At 73.5% G+C, this 19,547-nt stretch carries 10 protein-coding genes and 1 pseudogene; 9 read left to right on the top strand and 2 right to left on the bottom strand.

Features of this window, described 5'->3' with window-relative positions:
* Positions 1-230: 230 nt before the first annotated feature.
* Positions 231-542 (bottom strand): annotated as a pseudogene (locus H297_RS43995) (WhiB family transcriptional regulator); the annotation flags it as partial.
* A 379-nt stretch (positions 543-921) separates the two neighbouring features.
* On the opposite strand from H297_RS43995, the gene H297_RS0104350 reads away from it, so the two are divergent.
* The 4 genes from H297_RS0104350 (at position 922) to H297_RS0104335 (ending at position 5,664) form a co-directional block, all read left to right on the top strand.
* Positions 922-1,533 (top strand): response regulator transcription factor, encoded by a 612-nt coding sequence (locus H297_RS0104350; RefSeq protein WP_003948568.1) that lies wholly within the window; start codon positions 922-924, stop codon positions 1,531-1,533.
* A 415-nt stretch (positions 1,534-1,948) separates the two neighbouring features.
* Positions 1,949-2,641, top strand: coding sequence for a sigma-70 family RNA polymerase sigma factor (locus H297_RS0104345; RefSeq protein ID WP_078513716.1), 693 nt, complete (start codon positions 1,949-1,951; stop codon positions 2,639-2,641).
* A 137-nt stretch (positions 2,642-2,778) separates the two neighbouring features.
* Entirely contained in the window at positions 2,779-4,284 is a 1,506-nt protein-coding gene (guaB, locus tag H297_RS0104340) for an IMP dehydrogenase (protein WP_027736048.1), read from the top strand.
* A 264-nt stretch (positions 4,285-4,548) separates the two neighbouring features.
* Complete coding sequence (locus tag H297_RS0104335; protein WP_027736047.1) at positions 4,549-5,664, top strand: GuaB3 family IMP dehydrogenase-related protein; 1,116 nt, start codon at positions 4,549-4,551, stop codon at positions 5,662-5,664.
* A gap of 156 nt (positions 5,665-5,820) precedes the next feature.
* Here H297_RS0104335 and H297_RS0104330 read toward each other — a convergent pair whose 3' ends face one another.
* Positions 5,821-7,083 carry a nucleotide sugar dehydrogenase gene (locus H297_RS0104330; protein ID WP_027736046.1) on the bottom strand — a complete coding sequence of 421 codons (1,263 nt, stop codon included), beginning with the start codon at positions 7,081-7,083 and terminating at the stop codon, positions 5,821-5,823.
* Between the two features lie 239 nt (positions 7,084-7,322).
* Here H297_RS0104330 and H297_RS0104325 point away from each other — a divergent pair, with 239 nt between their 5' ends.
* From H297_RS0104325 to H297_RS0104305, 5 genes are all read left to right on the top strand, one after another.
* Complete coding sequence (locus tag H297_RS0104325; RefSeq protein ID WP_027736045.1) at positions 7,323-9,029, top strand: glycerol-3-phosphate dehydrogenase/oxidase; 1,707 nt, start codon at positions 7,323-7,325, stop codon at positions 9,027-9,029.
* Between the two features lie 238 nt (positions 9,030-9,267).
* Positions 9,268-12,117: a protein kinase domain-containing protein gene (locus tag H297_RS41145; RefSeq protein ID WP_037792595.1), complete on the top strand. Its 2,850-nt coding sequence runs from the start codon at positions 9,268-9,270 to the stop codon at positions 12,115-12,117.
* A gap of 159 nt (positions 12,118-12,276) precedes the next feature.
* Positions 12,277-15,876 carry a protein kinase gene (locus H297_RS0104315; RefSeq protein ID WP_027736044.1) on the top strand — a complete coding sequence of 1,200 codons (3,600 nt, stop codon included), beginning with the start codon at positions 12,277-12,279 and terminating at the stop codon, positions 15,874-15,876.
* 60 nt (positions 15,877-15,936) lie between these two features.
* Positions 15,937-17,802 (top strand): serine/threonine-protein kinase, encoded by a 1,866-nt coding sequence (locus H297_RS0104310; protein ID WP_027736043.1) that lies wholly within the window; start codon positions 15,937-15,939, stop codon positions 17,800-17,802.
* Positions 17,803-17,910: 108 nt separating this feature from the next.
* Positions 17,911-19,542, top strand: coding sequence for a succinic semialdehyde dehydrogenase (locus tag H297_RS0104305; protein ID WP_027736042.1), 1,632 nt, complete (start codon positions 17,911-17,913; stop codon positions 19,540-19,542).
* Positions 19,543-19,547 lie beyond the last annotated feature (5 nt).

Genomic DNA, 19,547 nt, shown 5'->3' with positions numbered 1-19,547 from the left:
GGAGCGCGGCTGGCCGTGGCGGCCTCTCAGAACTCGCCGACCCTCTCGGGCACCTCCAGCCCCTCTTCCGGGACCGGACTCCCGGCTCTGTCGACTCCTTCGCAACCCCCGGCTCTCTCGGGACTCCCGGCCCTTCCGGGACTCTCGCCGTTCTCGGGGGCCTGCGCGGCGCGGGGTGCGCCCTCGTCCTCGTGGCCGTCCAGGACCTCGGCACCGCGGCCCCACGGATGCCCGTGGCCCCCAGGTGCAGCGGGGGTCGGCCGGTTCCGGGCCCGGCCCAGCAGTTCCTCGCGCTCGTCCTCGGTGAGCCCGCCCCACACGCCGTAGGGCTCGCGCACCTGGAGGGCGTGCGCCGCGCACTCCGCGCGCACCGGGCAGCGCATGCACACCTCCTTGGCGGACGCCTCCCGCGCACTGCGGGCCGCGCCGCGCTCCCCCTCGGGGTGGAAGAACAGCGAACTGTCCACCCCCCGGCAGGCGGCCAGAAGCTGCCAGTCCCACAGATCCGCGTTGGGTCCAGGAAGGCGGGAGAAGTCTGCCATCGCGTCTCTCCTGAGTGCTGCTGGGGGTGATCTGTCACTCGTGCGTAAATATGACTCTTTCGCGAATCTAGCGACCGATCCCGCAAAACGGAAGAAATGCAGCTAAATAGGGCACTGCGGGAGAGAAGGTGTGGCTGCCACTGCAATGCCGGGATGTTGCTGCTCTGTGCACGGTTGCTCACGTAGAGTGCTGAGAGCGGTGCCGGGAAGCCGTAACTCTTTCGGGTGACCGTCGTTGAGACAGCGAAAGCGATTGACGCGGAACCGGCCGGGGCGCGCACGTGCCACGCACCTCCGAGACCGCCGATCGCGCAGGTGACGATTCTTCCCAAGCAGCCTGGAGGCTCAAGGTGATGCGCATCAGCAGCGGAGGGCGGTCATGACATCCGTCCTCGTATGCGACGACTCCCCGCTCGCCCGAGAGGCCCTGCGCCGCGCGGTGGCGACCGTGCCCGGCGTCGAGCGTGTGACGACGGCGGCCAACGGCGAGGAAGTCCTCCGCCGCTGGGGCGCCGACCGGTCCGATCTGATCCTGATGGACGTCCGGATGCCCGGCCTGGGCGGAGTGGAGACCGTGCGACGGCTGCTCTCCGCCGACCCCGGGGCCCGCATCATCATGCTGACGGTCGCCGAGGACCTCGACGGCGTGGCCCTGGCCGTCGCCGCGGGTGCGCGCGGCTACCTGCACAAGGACGCGTCCCGCGCCGAGCTGCGCGCGACCGTCACCCAGGCGCTGGCCGACCCCACCTGGCGGCTCGCCCCCAGGCGGCTGCGCTCGGCGGAGATGGGTGCCGCGCCGACCCTGACCGCGCGGGAGATCCAGGTGCTGGAGGGCATGAGCCACGGCCGCTCGAACGCGGAGATCGGGCGCGAGCTGTTCCTGTCCGAGGACACGGTCAAGACGCACGCGAGGCGGCTCTTCAAGAAGCTCGGCGCCTCCGACCGGGCGCACGCGGTGGCACTCGGCTTCCGCTGGGGCCTCGTCCGCTAGGTCCGCCGGCACCCCGCACGGCCGGGACCCGCACCCCTTCCCGGCGACGGGCACTGCGGCGCCCCGTCCGGCGCGGAACCCCGACCGGCGCGGGCACCCCGGCCGCGGTGCCGTCCGACCGCCGCCGGCGCCGTGGTGCGCGGACCTCCCGGACCGTCCGCCCCCGCCTCCCGGCTGTCAGCGCGCCGGCCGGGACGGCACCCTGGAACGCGGCGCTGTTACCGCGGGTTCTCCCGCGCCTCCGGGAAATCTCGCGCGTGACGCATGCTTGTTGTATGGAGTTCCTCGGGAACCGGTCGGTCAGGCGTGAGGGGAGGGCGTGGACATGAGGGCCAGTGCGCCTGCTCATAACGCTTCGGCTCACATCCACGGGCGCGGTGCGGCGGACGGCGCGGCGCCGGTGCACCATGGACCGATGCGCGACGACGAGAACGGGCCGCCGCCCGGGGCCGCGACCGGCCCGGGGCCCGTCGTCGCAGACGCCGACACGGCGGCCTCCGCCGCCGAACCCGCCGCGGAGCCCGCCGAACGTGGCGAGGCGGCCCGGGTCGCGCGGATCAGCCAGCTCGTCCAGCGCGCCGTCGAGGGGGACCGGCAGGCCACCCACGATCTGCTCGCTCAGGTGCACCCGCTGGCCCTGCGCTACTGCCGTACGCGGCTGACGCGGCTGCCCGGTGACGCCCGCCACTTCGTGGACGACCTCGCACAGGAGGTCTGCATCGCGGTGCTCTGCGCGCTGCCGCGCTACCGCGACACCGGCAAGCCGTTCGAGGCGTTCGTGGTCGCCATCGCCCAGCACAAGGTGGCCGACCTCCAGCGTGCGGCCATGCGCGGGCCGGGTTCGACGGCCGTGCCCTCGGACGAGATGCCCGAGCGTCCCGACGACTCCCTGGGCCCGGAGGAGCGGGCGCTGTTGAGCAGCGACGCCGAGTGGGCCAAGAAGCTGCTCGCCGCCCTGCCGGAGCACCAGCGCGAGCTGGTGCTGCTGCGGGTCGCCGTCGGGCTGACCGCGGAGGAGACCGGGCAGATGCTGGGCATGTCACCGGGGGCCGTGCGCGTCGCCCAGCACCGGGCACTCAGCAGGCTGCGCGCGCTGGCGGAGCAGTAGCCTCCGGCGTCCGCGAGAGGTTTTCCACAGGCGGTCCGGTCACTCCCGCCGGGCCGATAGCATGGACGGTGCGGCTGGACAAGCAGCGTCTCCGCTCGCGCGGGGGTGATCCGGGAAACCGATCCGGGAAAGGTGTCATGACTGAAAACGTCGACGGGGTGCCCGCCAAATTCGCCACTCTGGGCCTGACATACGACGACGTCCTGCTGCTGCCGGGCGAGTCCGACATGGCCCCTCATGACATCGACACCGCGTCGCACGTCTCGCGCAACGTCCGCGTCAACGTGCCCCTGCTGTCCGCCGCCATGGACAAGGTCACCGAGGCCCGGATGGCCATCGCCATGGCCCGCCAGGGCGGCGTCGGCGTCCTGCACCGCAACCTGTCGATCGAGGCCCAGGCCAACCAGGTCGACCAGGTCAAGCGGTCCGAGTCCGGCATGGTCGCCGACCCGATCACCATCCGGCCCGACGCCACGCTGGAGGAGGCCGACGCGCTGTGCGGCCGCTTCCGCATCAGCGGCGTCCCGGTCACCGACGCCGGGGGCAAGCTGCTGGGCATCGTCACCAACCGCGACATGGCCTTCGAGCTGGACCGCAGCCGCCAGGTGCGTGACGTCATGACGCCGATGCCGCTGGTCACCGGGCAGGTCGGCATCTCGCGCGCGGAGGCGATGGAGCTGCTGCGCCGCCACAAGATCGAGAAGCTGCCGCTGGTCAACGGCGAGGGCACGCTCAAGGGCCTCATCACGGTCAAGGACTTCGTCAAGGCCGAGCAGTACCCGAACGCCGCCAAGGACGGCGAGGGCCGCCTGGTGGTCGGCGCCGCGGTGGGGGTCGCCGGTGACGCGTACGACCGGGCGCAGGCCCTCATCGAGGCGGGCGTCGACTTCGTCGTCGTCGACACCGCGCACGGCCACTCCCGGATGGTCGGTGACATGGTCGCCAAGATCAAGTCCAACCATCCGGGCGTCGACGTCGTCGGCGGCAACATCGCCACCCGGGACGGCGCCAAGGCGCTCATCGACTCCGGGGTGGACGGCGTCAAGGTCGGCGTCGGCCCCGGTTCGATCTGCACCACCCGCGTCGTCGCGGGTATCGGCGTTCCGCAGGTCACCGCCATCTACGAGGCGTCGCTGGCCGCCCAGGAGGCCGGTGTCCCGGTCATCGGCGACGGCGGCCTCCAGTACAGCGGGGACATCGCCAAGGCGATCGTCGCCGGTGCCGACACGGTGATGCTGGGCAGCCTGCTGGCGGGCTGCGAGGAGTCGCCGGGTGAGCTGCTGTTCATCAACGGCAAGCAGTTCAAGTCCTACCGAGGCATGGGCTCCCTCGCCGCGATGCAGACCCGCGGCGACAGCAAGTCCTACTCCAAGGACCGCTACTTCCAGGAAGGGGTCAGCGGGGACGACAAGCTGATCCCGGAGGGCGTCGAGGGACAGGTCGCCTACCGCGGCCCGCTCGGCGCCGTCGTCCACCAACTCATCGGCGGCCTCAAGCAGTCGATGTTCTACGTCGGCGGGCGTACCGTCCCCGAGATGAAGGACCGCGGCCGCTTCGTCCGCATCACCGCGGCCGGCCTCAAGGAGAGCCATCCGCACGACATCCAGATGACGACCGAGGCGCCGAACTACGCGCGGCGTTGAGGGTTTCGGCCGGGGGCCGGGGGTTGTCTCCCGGGAGGTGGGGCCAGATGACGACCGAGGCACCGCATGACGCGCGGCGTTGAGGGTTTCGGCCGGGGTTCGGGAGTTTGTCCCCCGGGTCGTGGGCCGGAGCACGACCGAGGCGCCGAACCACGCGCGCGGGGCACCCAGCCCGTATGCCCTGAGTGAGAGGGTGCCGGGCTGGGGCCCGCCCGGGGGACCGGGGATACTGGGCGCGGCATACGCAAGTGAGAGGCAGTAGACGTGACTGAGATCGAGATCGGGCGCGGCAAGCGCGGGCGGCAGGCGTACGCCTTCGACGACATCGCCGTGGTGCCCAGCAGGCGCACCCGCGATCCGAAGGAGGTCTCGATCGCCTGGCAGATCGACGCCTACCGCTTCGAGCTGCCGTTCCTCGCCGCCCCCATGGACTCGGTCGTCTCGCCGCGCACCGCCATCCGCATCGGCGAGCTCGGCGGCCTCGGCGTCCTCAACCTGGAGGGCCTGTGGACCCGGTACGAGGACCCCGAGCCGCTGCTCGCGGAGCTCGCGGAGCTGGACGAGGCCGCGGCGAGCCGCCGGATGCAGGAGATCTACGCCGCGCCCATCAAGGAGGAGCTGATCGGGCAGCGGATCAAGGAGGTCCGTGACTCCGGTGTCGTGACGGCCGCGGCCCTCTCTCCGGGCCGTACCGCCCAGTTCTCCAAGGCCGTCGTGGACGCGGGCGTCGACCTGTTCGTGATCCGCGGTACGACGGTCTCCGCCGAGCACGTCTCCGGTGCGGCCGAGCCGCTGAACCTCAAGCAGTTCATCTACGAGCTGGACGTGCCGGTCATCGTCGGCGGCTGCGCCACCTACACCGCCGCCCTCCACCTGATGCGGACCGGCGCCGCCGGTGTGCTGGTCGGCTTCGGCGGCGGTGCCGCACACACCACGCGCAACGTGCTGGGCATCCAGGTGCCGATGGCGACCGCGGTCGCGGACGTCGCCGCGGCCCGCCGGGACTACATGGACGAGTCCGGTGGCCGCTACGTGCACGTCATCGCCGACGGCGGCGTCGGCTGGTCCGGCGACCTGCCCAAGGCGATCGCCTGCGGCGCGGACGCCGTCATGATGGGCTCGCCGCTGGCCCGCGCCACGGACGCCCCCGGGCAGGGACACCACTGGGGCATGGAGGCCGTCCACGCGGACGTCCCCCGGGGCCGCCGCGTGGACCTCGGTGCGGTCGGCACTCTGGAAGAGGTGCTGTTGGGCCCCTCCCACACCCCGGACGGTTCCATGAACTTCTTCGGCGCCCTCCGGCGGGCCATGGCCACCACGGGTTACTCCGACCTGAAGGAGTTCCAACGCGTCGAGGTCACGGTCTCCCCCTCCCGTTGACGCCCGGTCTCCCATGGACGTCTTGACCCGCGCGAGAGCCACCGGCCGAACCGAGGTGCTCCGCCCCGGGGCGTCCCCGCGCAGTGGACGAGCGGGAGTTCTTGCGGAAGGGGGCTCCCAGGGGGCGAAGCCCCCCACCCGTGAGAGGGTGCCCCCTCACAGCCGGTGCGCCGCACCAGTGGGACTGACCCCCCGGGTATCGAGCAGCAGCTGTGCCTTCGCGGCAAGCCCTTGCAAGTCGTACACCCGATGGTTCTGCAACAGCAGCGTGAGGTCGGCCGCCGCCGCAGCCTCGTACAGCGAGTCGGCCCGCGGCACGGGTTGCCCGGCGACCCGCCACTGCGACACGTACGGATCGTGGTAGCTCAACTGCGCGCCGAGCTCTTTCAAGCGCCCGGCGACCTCCCGGGCAGGGGCCCCCTCCTGGCTGGCGAGGTCGGGCTTGTAGGTGACCCCCAGCAGCAGCACCCGCGCCCCCCGCGCGGACTTGCCGTGCTCGTTCAAAAGCGCAGCGGCCCGCTGCGAGACGTACCGCGGCATGCGGTCGTTGACCTCCTGGGCGAGCTCCACCATCCGCAGCGGATAGCCCGGTGAACGCCGGTGGAAGGCGAGGTAGTTGGGGTCCACGGGGATCCCGGGCCCCCCGACGCCGGGCCCCGGCCGGAACGCCTGGAAGCCGAACGGCTTCGTCTCGGCGCACCGCACCACGTCCCACAGGTCGATGCCCAGGTCGTGGCAGAAGACGGCCATCTCGTTCATCAGCGCGATGTTGATGTGCCGGTAGTTGGTCTCCAGCAGCTTGCTGGTCTCGGCCTCGCGCGGGCCGCGGGCGCGGACGACCTTGTCGGTGAGCCGCCCGTAGAACGCGGCGGCCGCCTCCGTGCAGGCGGGGGTGAGTCCGCCGATGACCTTGGGGATGGCGGCATAGCCGTATCCGCGGTTGCCCGGGTCGAGCCGGCTGGGGGAGCAGGCGAGGTGGAAGTCGCGTCCGGCGCGCAGCCCGGAGCCCTCTTCCAGCAGGGGGCGCACGACGTCCTCGGTGCACCCCGGGTAGACGCTGGATTCGACGATCACGGTGGTGCGGGGCCGCAGCCGTGCGGCCAGGGTGCGTGCGGCGGTGCGCACGGCGCTCATGTCGGGCGCGCGGTGGGCGCCGAGCGCGGTGGGGGCGCAGATGACGGCCGTGCGGACCCGGCCGAGGACGGCCGGGTCGGTGCTGGCGCGGAACCCCTTGGCGAGCATCCGCCGCACTTCTGCGGCGCTGAGCGGGGCGTCGTGGGGCGGGCGGCCCGCGCCGATGTCGGCGACGGTGGCGTCGTCGGGGTCGTAGCCGAGGGTGCCGATTCCGTTCGCCGTGGCGGCCTGGGCGAGCGGCAGCCCCGAATGGGTGAGTCCCAGCACGGCGAGATCTGCGGGCATGACAGCGGTCTTCCCTTCCCCTGGTCGTCCCGGTCCGGTCCCCGGGCAGCACCGGCCCGGGCGGCACCGGGAGTGGCGAGCGGCGCACATTAAGGTTAAGAGCCCATATGACAGACAAGTCGGATTGCGCGCTCAGCGGGGCCGGGGCCCGGCCAAAGTCGCGGGAATGGGGGACCATCGACAGGGGGACCACGGGGGGCGGTGGCCGAGGACCGACGCGAGCAGCATGGGAGGCAGCAGTGAGGACAGCGGCACTGGGACCGGAACAGCGCGCAGGGGTGCTCGGGAGGATGGCCGAGGCCGAGCTCGACGTGCTGGTGATCGGCGGCGGCATCGTCGGCGCGGGCACGGCGCTGGACGCGGTCACCCGCGGCCTGTCCACCGGCATCGTGGAGGCCCGGGACTGGGCCTCGGGCACCTCCAGCCGCTCCAGCAAGCTCATCCACGGCGGGCTGCGCTATCTGGAGATGCTGGACTTCGCACTGGTGCGGGAAGCGCTCAAGGAGCGCGGGTTGCTGCTGGGGCGGCTCGCGCCCCACCTCGTCAAGCCCGTGCCCTTCCTCTATCCGCTCCAGCACCGCGCCTGGGAACGGCTGTACGCGGGCACGGGTGTGGCGATGTACGACGTCATGTCCGTCTCCTCCGGCCACGGCCGTGGCCTGCCGAGGCACCGTCACCTCTCCCGCCGTCACGCCCTGCGCGTCTCCCCGGCGTTGCGCAAGGACGCGCTGGTGGGTGCCTTGCAGTACTACGACGCACAGGTGGACGACGCCCGCTTCGTGGCCACCCTGGTGCGCACCGCCGCCGAGTACGGGGCGCATGCGGCCAACCGTGCGCGGGTGGTCGGCTTCCTGCGGGAGGGCGAGCGGGTCGTCGGGGCGCGCATCGAGGATCTGGAGCTGGGCGGCGTCCACGAGGTGCGGGCCCGTCAGGTCGTCAACGCGACCGGCGTGTGGACGGACGACACCCAGGGGCTGATCGCCGAGCGCGGCCAGTTCCACGTCCGCGCTTCCAAGGGCATCCACCTGGTGGTGCCCAAGGACCGCATCAATTCCTCCACGGGCCTCATCCTGCGCACCGAGAAGAGCGTGCTGTTCGTCATCCCCTGGGGGCGGCACTGGATCGTCGGCACCACCGACACCGACTGGGACCTGGACAAGGCGCACCCGGCGGCCTCCAGCGCCGACATCGACTACCTGCTCGACCACGTCAACACGGTGCTGGCGGTGCCGCTGACCCGGGACGACGTGGAGGGCGTCTACGCGGGCCTGCGCCCGCTGCTGGCCGGGGAGTCGGAGGCCACCAGCAAGCTGTCGCGCGAGCACACGGTCGCCCACCCGGTTCCGGGCCTGGTGGTCATCGCCGGTGGCAAGTACACGACGTACCGGGTGATGGCCGAGGACGCGGTGGACGAGGCCGTGCACGGGCTCGACCACCGGGTGGCGGACTGCGTCACCGAGGAGGTGCGGCTGGCGGGTGCCGAGGGCTATCACGCGCTGTGGAACGGCCGGGCCCGGCTCGCGGAGAAGGCAGGACTGCATGTGGCACGGGTGGAGCATCTGCTGGGCCGCTACGGCTCGATGGTGCAGGAGGTCCTCGACCTGATCGCCCGTGACCCCGCGCTGGGCGAACCGCTGCCGGCCGCCGACGATTACCTGAAGGCGGAGGTCGTCTACGCGTGCACGCACGAGGGCGCCCGCCATCTGGACGACGTCCTCACGCGCCGTACCCGCATCTCGATCGAGACGTTCGACCGGGGGGCGCTGAGCGCCCGCGAGTGCGCGGAGCTGATGGCGCCGGTGCTCGGCTGGGACAGCGACCAGGTCGACCGTGAGGTCGAACACTACGAGAAGCGGGTCGAGGCCGAACGCGAGTCGCAGTTGCAGCCCGACGACCAGACGGCGGACGCCGCGCGGCTGGGGGCGCCCGACATCGCTCCGGTGTAGTTCCGTAGGGCCCGCGCGCGGGTCTGTGCGAGTCTGTCCCGCACGGGGGATCCGGCTTCCGGGTCCCCCGTTGGACTGGTCGTTCCCACAAGGGCTGTTGAGCGTGTGAACCCCGGTGAGAAGTGGTGGGGCTGTGGTGTAACCGTGCTGCCCCCGTACACGTCTTGTCAGGGCGATGGTTCACAATGAAGGCTCTGCCGGGGGCGGGCTCTCACGCAGAGGGGACACAAGGGGATTCATGAGCGAGGACGCGGGACGGCTGGTAGGCGGGCGCTATCGGCTCGGGGATGTCCTCGGGCGTGGCGGCATGGGCACCGTCTGGCGCGGCGAGGACGAAATCCTGGGCCGCCGCGTCGCGGTGAAGGAGCTTCGGTTCCCCTCCAGCGTCGACGAGGAGGAGAAGAAGCGACTCATCACCCGGACCCTGCGTGAGGCCAAGGCCACCGCCAGGATCCGCAGCAGCAGCGCCGTCACCGTCTTCGATGTCGTCAACGAGGACAGCAGGCCCTGGATCGTCATGGAGCTGGTCGAGGGCCGCTCGCTGGCCGACCACATCAAGAAGGAAGGCCCGCTGGAGCCGCAGCGCGCGGCCGAGGTCGGTCTCGCCATCCTCGACGTGCTGCGCGCGGCCCACCGCGAGGGCATCCTGCACCGCGACGTCAAACCCTCCAACGTGCTGCTGGAGGACGGCACGGGGCGGGTGGTCCTCACCGACTTCGGCATCGCCAAGGTCGAGGGCGACCCGTCGGTCACCTCCACCGGCATGCTGGTGGGCGCCCCCTCCTACATCTCTCCCGAACGCGCCCGCGGCAAGCCGCCGGGTCCGCCCGCCGACCTGTGGTCGCTGGGCGGCCTGCTGTTCGCGGCCGTGGAGGGCCGCCCGCCCTACGACAAGGGCTCCGCCATCTCCACGCTCACCGCCGTGATGACCGAGCCCGTCCCCGTCCCCGAACACGCGGTCGAGCTGCGGGAGGTCATCGCCGGGCTGCTGGTGAAGGACCCGGACAAGCGGCTCGACGTCAACGGGGCCCGGCTGCTCCTGGAGCCCGTCGCCCAGGGCCTGAAAAGTCCGCTGAGCCGCGGCGACTCCGACCCGACCCGCACCTCGCTGCTGCCCCAGGTGCAGGCGCCGTCTTCGCCGTCCTCGCCCTCTGCGCCGTCCTCGGCCTCCCCGGCTCCGCCGTCCTCCGGCAAGGGCGGGACGCGGTCCGGCGGCCCCGCCTACAGCCCCGGGACGACCGGCGGCAGACGTAAGCGGCGCTCCGAGGGCACCAGTTCGGGCGAGCGGCTGCGCGGCGCGTTCAAGTCGGTACGGAACGCCGCCGGGGCCGTCGGTGCCGGTGGCGCCGCGGCGGGCACGAGCGGTTCCGGGCGAGGTACGGAGCCCGGCGCCGATTCCGGCTCGCCGCGTTCCGGCGGCAGGCGTGGCGGACCGGCCGGCCACGGGGCGCCCACGGCCTCGGCGGGCGGCTCCCCCGTGCCGCCCGCACCGTCGACCCCGCCACCGTCGGCCCCCACCACGCCTCCGCGGCCCACCGCGCCGCCCGCCAAGCCCTTGAACCCGCCGTCCTCGGCCACGCCTTCGTCCTCCCCACCCGCCAAGGGCAGCGGCGCGGGCACGCGTGCAACGGGGTCCTCCACGGCCACGGGAAGCGGGGCCGGTACCGCCTCCGGCACCGGCTCCCGGGCCGGGTCGGGCAAGGGGACCGGCGCCGACTCCGGCACGGGCTCCGGTGCTGCCTCGTCGGCGGGCGGTGCCTCCGGTTCCGGCAGCACCTCCGGGGCCGGGAAGGGGAAGAAGCCCGGTCAGGACGCCGGTGCGGCGTCGCCCGGAACCGGGGCCGGTACGGCTTCGCCTTCCTCGACGGGGACCGGCGGCCCGGCGGAGCCCGGAACCGCGGGCGCCAAGACGGGTAAGGACTCCAAGAGCGGGGCGGGTTCCCGGCCGGGTGCGGGCTCGGGCGGCAGTGCGACGGCCGGTGCGCGTACCGGCCGTACGGGCCCCGACGCGGCCGACAGCGGTGCGGGGGCCCGCAACGGGGCCGGGGCGGCAGCCGGTTCCGCCGGGAGCGCAGGCACCAGCACCCGCAGCGGTGCCGACACCACCGGCAGCGGCACCCGAGCAGGCTCAGGCGCCGGGACGGGTACCGGTGCCGCCGAGACGGGAGCCGGAACCGGGTCCGGTACCGGAGCGGGTGCCGGTGCTGCCGGGGCGGGCCCGTTGCCGGGCGCCGGGAGCGGCAGCCGGGCGTTGCCGCCCGAGAGCGGGGGCAGCGACGCCATCACCTCGCTGCGCGACCTGCGGGACCTTCCGGAGCTCCGCAAGGGCCTCCCACGCCGGACACTGGCGCTCGTGGCGGCGGCCGTGGTCGCTGTCGTCGTGATCATCGTGCTGCTCGTGGTGAACCTGGGCGGCGGCAAGGACGACGACGCCGGAAAGCCCGACTCCGTCTCCACCGGTGCCGACCAGGGCAGTGGCGCCGAGAAGGGCGGGGAGACCGCTTCCGACGCCGACCGGGACGAGGAACCCGCGAAGGGCGAGAAGGATCCCAAGAGCGACGGCGACGGTGGCGACAAGGACAAGAGCAAGGACAAGGGCGGCGACAAGGGCGAGTCGGCCGGCTCGGGGCTGCCGGACGGCTACACCGAGGTGAAGGACGACCGTTTCCACTTCTCCGTGGCGATGCCCGAGGGCTGGAAGCGGTACGCCATAGCCGGCGCCGACTCGGGCGGCAAGTACGCGGCCGGGAAGGGCGCGTACCCGAGGATCCAGATCGACCACACCGGCAAGCCGGGCTCCGACGCGGCCAGGTCCTGGCGGCAGTTGGAGCCCGCGACCAGGAGCCAGAGCCAGGGCTACAAGTCGCTGGGCATCAAGTCGGTCGAGTGGCGCGGATATCCGTCCGTCGCCGACTGGCATTTCCTCCGTAAGGAGGACGGCAAGAAGGTCCATGTCCTCAACCGGGGCTTCAAGGCCGACGGCAAGAACGGCTACGCGGTACTCATCACGTGCGAGGCCGACGCCTGGCAGGACACCGAGTGCCGGACGCTCCGCGAGACGGCGTTCAAGACGTTCAAGCCGCTCTGATCCCCGTCCCCGCCGCCGCGTCCCCGGACCGACGCGGCGCGGAGCCGCGGTGACGCCGACGGTTCCCGGACGTATCGTGAGAGACGCAGACCGTCATCGTCCGCACAGGGGCGGTAAGAAAACGGAGTTGGCGGTCTCGCGCACGGTTGGGGAGGCGTCGTGGCGGAGTACGCGGGATACGCGGGACAGCTCTTGGCCGGTCGCTACCGCCTGCCCCAGCCCCCTGCGGACGCGTACGAACTCGCCGAGACCCTGGCCTGGGACACCGCCAGCCGGCAGGAAGTGCTGATCCGGCAGGTGCCGTTGCCCGAAGTGGTCGAGGCCGAGGTCGTGGAGGAAGCGGTCGGCCGCGGCGGCGCCCCCGGACGGGCCCGTGGCCGGACGAATGCCGAAGGCGCGCAGGGCGGCCGGGCGACGCGGAGCCCCGCCGATCCGGTGGTGCGCCGCGCTCTGGAGGCCGCCGTGGCAGCCGCCCAGCTACCGGACCACCCGCGGCTGGACCAGGTCTTCGACATCTTCGTCGAGGGCGACGGGCTGTGGATCGTGAGCGAGTCGGTGCCCGGCCGGTCCCTCGCCACGCTGCTGGCCGAACGGCCGCTGGGCGCCCACCGCGCCGCCGAGATCGCCGCCGACCTGCTGGCGGCGTTGCGGATCGTGCACGCCCACGGGTGGGTGCACCGCAACGTCACCGCCCGTACCGTGCTCATCTGCGAGGACGGGCGGGCGCTGCTCACCGGGCTCGCCGCGGGGGCCGCGGAGGAGGCCCTGTGCGGGTACGATCCGCTGCCCGAAGCGGAGGCCGACCCGGAGACCGCGCCCTCCTCCGAGGCGTCGGCTCCTGCGCCGCCCGCCCCAGGGAGAAGTGGCAGGGAATCCGGGGGGAGAAGCGGCCAGGAGGAGGCGTCCGTGGCGGGCGCGCCCGCCACGGACGCCGTCGCACAAGACGAGGGCCGCGCCCCCCGCTCCGGAGAGGGCGCCGGGCACAGCCCCGCGACCTGGACGGGACACCGGCTCCCCGAGGGGTTCGCCGCCCGCGAGGACGACGCCTACCGGCCGCACGGGGCCTCCCCGCAGGACGGCCCGGGGCACACGCTGGGCGGCGACGCGGCCGGGCGCGGCATCTTCGGCTTCGAGGAGATCGAGCCGGAGGAGGAGCTGTCCGCGCGGGCGGCGCGGCGTGGCGGTGCGATCGCGGCCTACCGGGCGGGTGCCCAGCGCGCGGCGGCCGACGCGCGGGACGCCCACCGCCGCTCCCGCGACCAGGGCGCCGCCCCCGGCGACGCCCGGCACCGCGACGGCGACGAGTGCGGCACCGGTGGCGAGGGCGAGCCACGGCAGGCGCCCGACTGGTGGTCCACCGCGCCGGGCAGCGCGTCGGGCGGCTCCGGCGACCTGGGCCTGGACGACGACGTGCGCTGGCTGCCGTCCGACGAGGACGAGGTACGGCCAGAGGCGTGGAACGACACGGCGAGACACGGCCCGGCGTGGCACGCCGGTGAGGAGTACCCGGTCGAACGGGGCGGTCCGGGTGGCGGGGAAGAGGTCTACGGTCCGCGTGCGGCGGGCCCCTACGGTGCGGGCCCGCACGCAACCGCCCCGCCGCGCGGAGCGCACGGGACGCCGGGCGGCGCGGTCGGGGACGCCGGGGGTTCCGACGGCACGGAGGGCCACGACGGTCCCGAGACCACCGGCGACAGGCGCCGCCATCTGCGCGGACTCCCCGCGCCGACGGTCCCGTACGGAGAGGCGGGACCCGCTTCGTACGGGGACGCCCCACCGGCCGTGCCCCGCGCCGGGGAACCCGCCCGTGCCGGAGAGGCGGATCGGGCCGAGCCCGTGCACCGGGCCGGGGCCACGGATGTGACCGGGGCCGCGCAGGGGGGCGGTCCCGCGCGTGGGCGCGGTCCCGCGGGTCCGGCCGGGGACGCGTATCCGGCTCGCTCCGGCGCCGAGCCGGAGGACGGAGGCTGGGCCGAGGGCAGGCCCGGCGCCCGGAGCTGGACCGGAAACGCGCACACGGCCCCGGACGAGGGGTTCGGTCCCACTCCCGCCCCGCATCACGGACACAGCCCCATCCCGCACCACGGGCGCGGCACCGCTCCCACCCCGAATGATGGGCATGCCCCCACCCCGAACCACGGGCACGCCCCCGCGCCCGCCCCGTACGACGAGTACGCACCCTCGCCGGACCGGAGCCCGGCGGGGCAGCCGCCCGGCGAGCCGGGCGGCTCCGCGGCGGGGGGCGCCTGGGGCGGGGGAGAGGACGTCCAGGGCCGCTTCCGCGGCCCGGGCACCGCGCTGGCGGCCGAACGGGCGCGGCACGCCCGGATGACGCTCGTCGGCCCGGTCACCGAGCGGTGGGCTCCCGAGCAGGCGGGGCCCGTGTACGAGAACTGGCAGCTCGCGCCGCCGGTCGGCCCGGAAGCCGACCTGTGGGCGCTGGGCGTCCTGCTCTTCCGTTCTGTACAGGGGCACGCGCCCTACCCCGAGGACAGCACGGCCGAGCTGGTGCAGATGGTGTGCGCGGAGCCGCCCGCGTTCGCGGAGGACTGCGGACCGCTGCGGCCGGTGGTCGAGTCGCTGATGCGACAGGACCCCACCGAGCGGCCCGACTTCGAGGAGCTGCGGGGCTGGCTGCGGTCACTCGTCCGTTCGGCACCCGAGCCGGATGTCGGGCTGCGGACGGTGACGGCCCCCGCGCTGCCCGGCGACGCGTCCGACCCGCGCAGGCTGCCGATCGTGCGGCGGCGGGGCGAACTGGTGCGCCGGAAGCGCCGTACCCGGCGGGACGGCGACCGGCATCGCCGCGCCCGCGAGGAGCGCCGCGCCGCCGCTGCGGCGGGGTCCGCCACCGCGCCCGTGCCCGAGCGGAACGACGCCCGTGCACCCGGCCCCGGGTCCCGGTCCGGTGCCGGGGCCGGGTCTGCCGCGCGGCCGGAGCCGCGCGACGCAGGCGGTTCGGACACCGGCGGGAGGCCGTCGTCGGGGGCCGGTCCGCGCCGGCTCGGCGTGCTGGTGCTCGGCCTGGTGCTGGTGGGCCTGGCGGCCGCGGTGGCGTTCGTCATGTGGTTCCTCCCGGACAAGGGGGAGGGTCAGGGCAATCAGAAGGGCTCCGTGGTCGTACCGGAGCAGCAGGACAAGCACCCCACGGAGCACGAGGGCGACAGCACAGGCGGCACCAGCACGGGCAGCAAGGGCAGCAAGGACCACCAGGGCGGCAAGGGCGGCAAGGACGGCAAGGGCGGCGAGGGCGACTCCGCGACATCCGGGAAGTCCGGTGACGCCGGTGCCCCGAAGGCGCCCAAGGGGTACAGGACCAGCCGTGACCCCGCCGGGTTCGAGGTGGCCGTGCCCAAGGCGTGGGACCGGCGTTCCACCAACGGGCGCGGCCAGGTCCACTACAGCGGCGGTCAGGTGGAGATGGTCGTCGTCAACGGGCGGGACACCACGGCGAAGCACGGCGAGGACCCGATGGCGTACCAGAGCGAGGACGAACCGGAGCTGGCCGCCTACCGGGCCGCGGACTGGGCGAGTACGGGCGGGCTGCGGCGGATCGACGTGGGGGAGACGGCCATGGCCGAGGGCACGTTCTCGTGGCGTGAGGGCGGCGGCCGCCAGGTGTACGCGCGCAATCGGGCCATGATCCTGGACGGCCGCTATCACGTGCTGCTCGTGCTCGGCTCCAAAAGCCACAAGGCGGAGATCGACCGTCACTTCGAGGCGGTTGCCGACACCTACCGTGTCACGGCGGTCCGTTGACGGTCACAGGTCTGTGAAGTCGGTGGCGCTCGTGAATCCGGTCGGTACAGGGTGGAGGGCATGACGAACTCGGGGGAGCAGGGACACCAGTTGGACGAGTCGACCAGCTACGGGCTGCGCCCGCCTGCCCAGGCGAGCCACGACGACCCCTCGCCCTCCCCGTCCTCGCAGCCTTCCCGTCCTTTCCAGCCTTCCCAGCCTGTCCAGCCCTTCCAGGCGGCCCCGCAGGGCGGCCATCAGGACCCGCAGACCCCCGGGGACTCCCCGAGCCCCCGGCACGCCGAGGGCCCTCGACCGCCGCGCGACCCGCGGGCGTACGAGCCGACGCAGGCCGCCGTGCCCACGCCCCGGGCCGAGCCCGCCGAGGGCCCCTCTTCCTCACCGTCGCTGTCCGACTCGGTGCCCGGCCCGTCGCCCGTGGCCGGGGCCGATCCGGGGGCGGGGCGGCTGGTCGGCGGCCGGTACCGCCTCGCCGAGCGCCTCGGCCACGGCGGCATGGGCACGGTGTGGCGGGCCCGGGACGAGGTCGTGGAGCGGGACGTGGCGGTCAAGGAACCGCGGCTGCCGGAGAACCTCTCGCAGCGTGAACGGGAGAACGTGTACACGCGGATGCGTCGCGAGGCGCGTACCGCGGCGCGGATCGACCACCCCTCCGTCGTCACCATCCACGATGTGGTGATCGAGGACGACCAGCCGTGGATCGTCATGGAGCTGGTGCAGGGCCGTTCGCTGGCCGACGTGCTGCACGAGGGCACCCTCGACACCCGCGAGGCGGCCCGGATCGGGCTCGCGGTGGCGGGCGCGCTGGACGCCGCGCACGAGAAGGGTGTGCTGCACCGCGATGTGAAGCCGGACAACGTGCTGCTGGGCCGGTACGACCGGGTGGTCCTCACCGACTTCGGTATCGCACAGGTGCAGGGCGAGCAGGGGCTGACGGAGACCGGCGCGTTCGTCGGCTCACCCGAGTTCACCGCGCCCGAGCGGGTGCTGGGCCGCCGGCCCGGGCCCGAGTCGGACCTGTGGTCGCTGGGCGTGGTGCTGTACGCGGCGACCGAGGGTGTCTCGCCGTTCCGCCGCTCCAACAGCCCCGCCACGCTCCAGGCGGTGCTCTCCTCCGAGCCGCAGCGGCCCGCGCGGGCGCTGAGCGAGTCCGGCGCCTTGGGGATGCTGCTCACGCGGTTGCTGGCCAAGGAGCCGGCGCTGCGCCCGGATGCGACGGAGGTCCGGCAGACGCTCCAGGACGTGGCCCGGCCCCCGCAGCGCTCCCCGCGCCCGGTGCCCGGGCCGGACGGTGGGAGTGCGCCGGCCCGCGTGCTGCGCGGCTTCTTCGGCAAGCTCCGTACCGAGCGCCGCTGGCAGCTGGGCACGGGCGGCGTGGTGGTCGCGCTCGCGGCGGCGCTCACCCTGTTCTTCGTCCTCACCGCCGACCGGGCGCCGGACGGCTGGCACACGCGGAACGAGGACAAACGGGTGCGGGCCTCCCTGGCCGTGCCGGACGACTACAAGCGCAGCGCGAACGAGCAGTCGCTGACCTTCACCGACCCGGGGAAGGTCGTCTCGATGGAGCTGAGCCGCTCCACGAAGGGCGTCAAGGACACGGCTCTCAAGGAGGCCAACTCCTGGAAGGAGAGCTATGAGGGCAACGAGGGCAGTTACGACGCCACGATGAAGAGCGTGGACTCGCGGGTGACGGAGGCCGAGCAGCAGGGCAAGGAGGCTGCCGAGGTCGCCACCAGCTACCAGCCGATCGACAACCTGGGCGATCCCGACGGTCCCAAGCAGTTCCGGCACGAGCTGATCTACGTCAACGACGACGGCGTGCGCTGGCGGCTCGAAGTGGAGATGCCCGCCAAGGGCAAGTCCCACGAGGACGGTGAGCGGGTCTACCAGGAGGCGAAGAAGTCCTTGGAGATCCATGACCTGTGACCGTCCGGCCGCCCCGGCGCGGTCTTGCCAGCAATCACTGGCAGATTCCGTGAAAAGCGGTTACCGCTGGGTATACGACCGGGTGCCCCGAGTCGTACGCTCGGGCGCATGACGGACTCGCTGGACAGCAACCCCTCAGCCGCCGCCCCTCCCGCCGACGGCAACCCGGTGGCTCCCGCGCCCGCGGGCGTGCGGACGGCAGCGGACGTGGTCACCCCGGCCCTCGTCGCGGGGCTGGTCCGCGGCGTGGCGGGCAGCGGCAGGACCGTCTCGCGATGCCCGTTCACCGGCGAGGTGCTGGCCGAGCTGCCCGAGTCCACACCCGAGGACGTCGCCACCGCCTTCGAGACGGCCCGCGCGGCGCAGCGGGACTGGGCGGCCCGCCCGGTGCGGCAGCGGGCCGCCGTGCTGCTGCGCTTCCACGACCTGGTGCTGGCCCGCCAGTCCGAGGTGCTCGACCTCATCCAGCTGGAGACCGGCAAGGCCCGGCTGCACGCGCACGAGGAGGTGCAGGCGGTCGCCGTCGCCGCCCGCCACTACGGGCGCAAGGCCGCCTCCTATCTGCGGCCCAAGCGGCACACCGGGGCGATCCCGGCGCTGACGAAGGTCACCGAACTGCGCCATCCGCGCGGCGTCGTCGGGCAGATAGCACCGTGGAACTACCCCTTCGAGCTGTCCGTCGGTGACGCGCTGCCGGCCTTCGCGGCCGGCAACGCGGTCGTGATGAAGCCGGACACCCAGACGGCGCTGACCGCCCTGTGGGCCCGCGATCTGCTGATCGAGGCCGGGCTGCCGCAGGACGTGTGGCAGGTCGTCGTCGGGGACGGCCCGGTGATCGGCCCGGAGGTCGCCGACCGCGGCGACTACGTCTCCTTCACCGGCTCCACCCGCACCGGCCGGGAGGTCGCCCAGCGCGCCGCCGCGCGTCTGGTGGGCTGCTCGCTGGAGCTGGGCGGCAAGAACGCGATGCTCGTACTGGAGGACGCCGACCTCGACAAGGCGGCGGCGGGCGCGGCGCGCGGCGCCTTCTCCTCGGCCGGGCAGTTGTGCATCTCCATCGAGCGCCTGTACGTGCACGAGTCGGTCGCCGACGCCTTCCTGGAGCGCTTCGTGGCCCGTACCCGCGCCATGCGGCTGGGCTGCGCGCTCGGATACGGCGCCGAGATGGGCTCCCTCGTCTCCGAGCGCCAGTTGGAGACCGTCGAGCGGCACGTGGGGGACGCCGTCGCCAAGGGTGCGACGGTCCTCACCGGCGGCAGGGCCCGCCCGGACATCGGTCCGCTGTTCTACGAGCCGACGGTGCTGGAGGGCGTCGAGCCGGCCATGGCGGTCTGCGGCGAGGAGACCTTCGGCCCCGTCGTCTCCGTCTACCGCTTCGGCGACGTGGACGAGGCCGTCGAGCTCGCCAACCGCACCGCGTACGGCCTCAACTCGTCCGTGTGGGGCGGCAACGGGCGCCGGGCCCGCAAGGTCGCGGCCCGGCTCCGCACCGGCACCGTCAACGTCAACGAGGGGTACGCCTCCGCCTACGGCAGCGCCCAGGCCCCCATGGGCGGCATGGGCGACTCGGGGCTGGGCCGGCGGCACGGCTCCGAGGGCATCCTCAAGTACACCGAGCCGCAGACGGTGGCACACCAGCGGGTCCTGCCCATGGCGCCCTCGCTGGGCATGAGCGACGAGGCGTACGCGGCGTTCATGTCGCGCTCCCTCAAGGCGCTCAAGACCCTCCGCTTCCGCTGAAGCGG

The sequence above is a fragment of the Streptomyces sp. CNT360 genome (assembly GCF_000424785.1).
This window is presented reverse-complemented; position numbering and strand designations above follow the sequence as displayed.

What these genes read in the sequence shown, in the direction of transcription:
- H297_RS0104350 (WP_003948568.1), top strand. Translation starts at nt 922, where the DNA reads ATGACATCCGTCCTCGTATGCGACGACTCCCCGCTCGCCCGAGAGGCC.
- H297_RS0104345 (WP_078513716.1), top strand. Translation starts at nt 1,949, where the DNA reads ATGCGCGACGACGAGAACGGGCCGCCGCCCGGGGCCGCGACCGGCCCG.
- guaB (WP_027736048.1), top strand. Translation starts at nt 2,779, where the DNA reads ATGACTGAAAACGTCGACGGGGTGCCCGCCAAATTCGCCACTCTGGGC.
- H297_RS0104330 (WP_027736046.1), bottom strand. Translation starts at nt 7,083, where the DNA reads ATGCCCGCAGATCTCGCCGTGCTGGGACTCACCCATTCGGGGCTGCCG.
- H297_RS41145 (WP_037792595.1), top strand. Translation starts at nt 9,268, where the DNA reads ATGAGCGAGGACGCGGGACGGCTGGTAGGCGGGCGCTATCGGCTCGGG.
- H297_RS0104310 (WP_027736043.1), top strand. Translation starts at nt 15,937, where the DNA reads ATGACGAACTCGGGGGAGCAGGGACACCAGTTGGACGAGTCGACCAGC.
- H297_RS0104305 (WP_027736042.1), top strand. Translation starts at nt 17,911, where the DNA reads ATGACGGACTCGCTGGACAGCAACCCCTCAGCCGCCGCCCCTCCCGCC.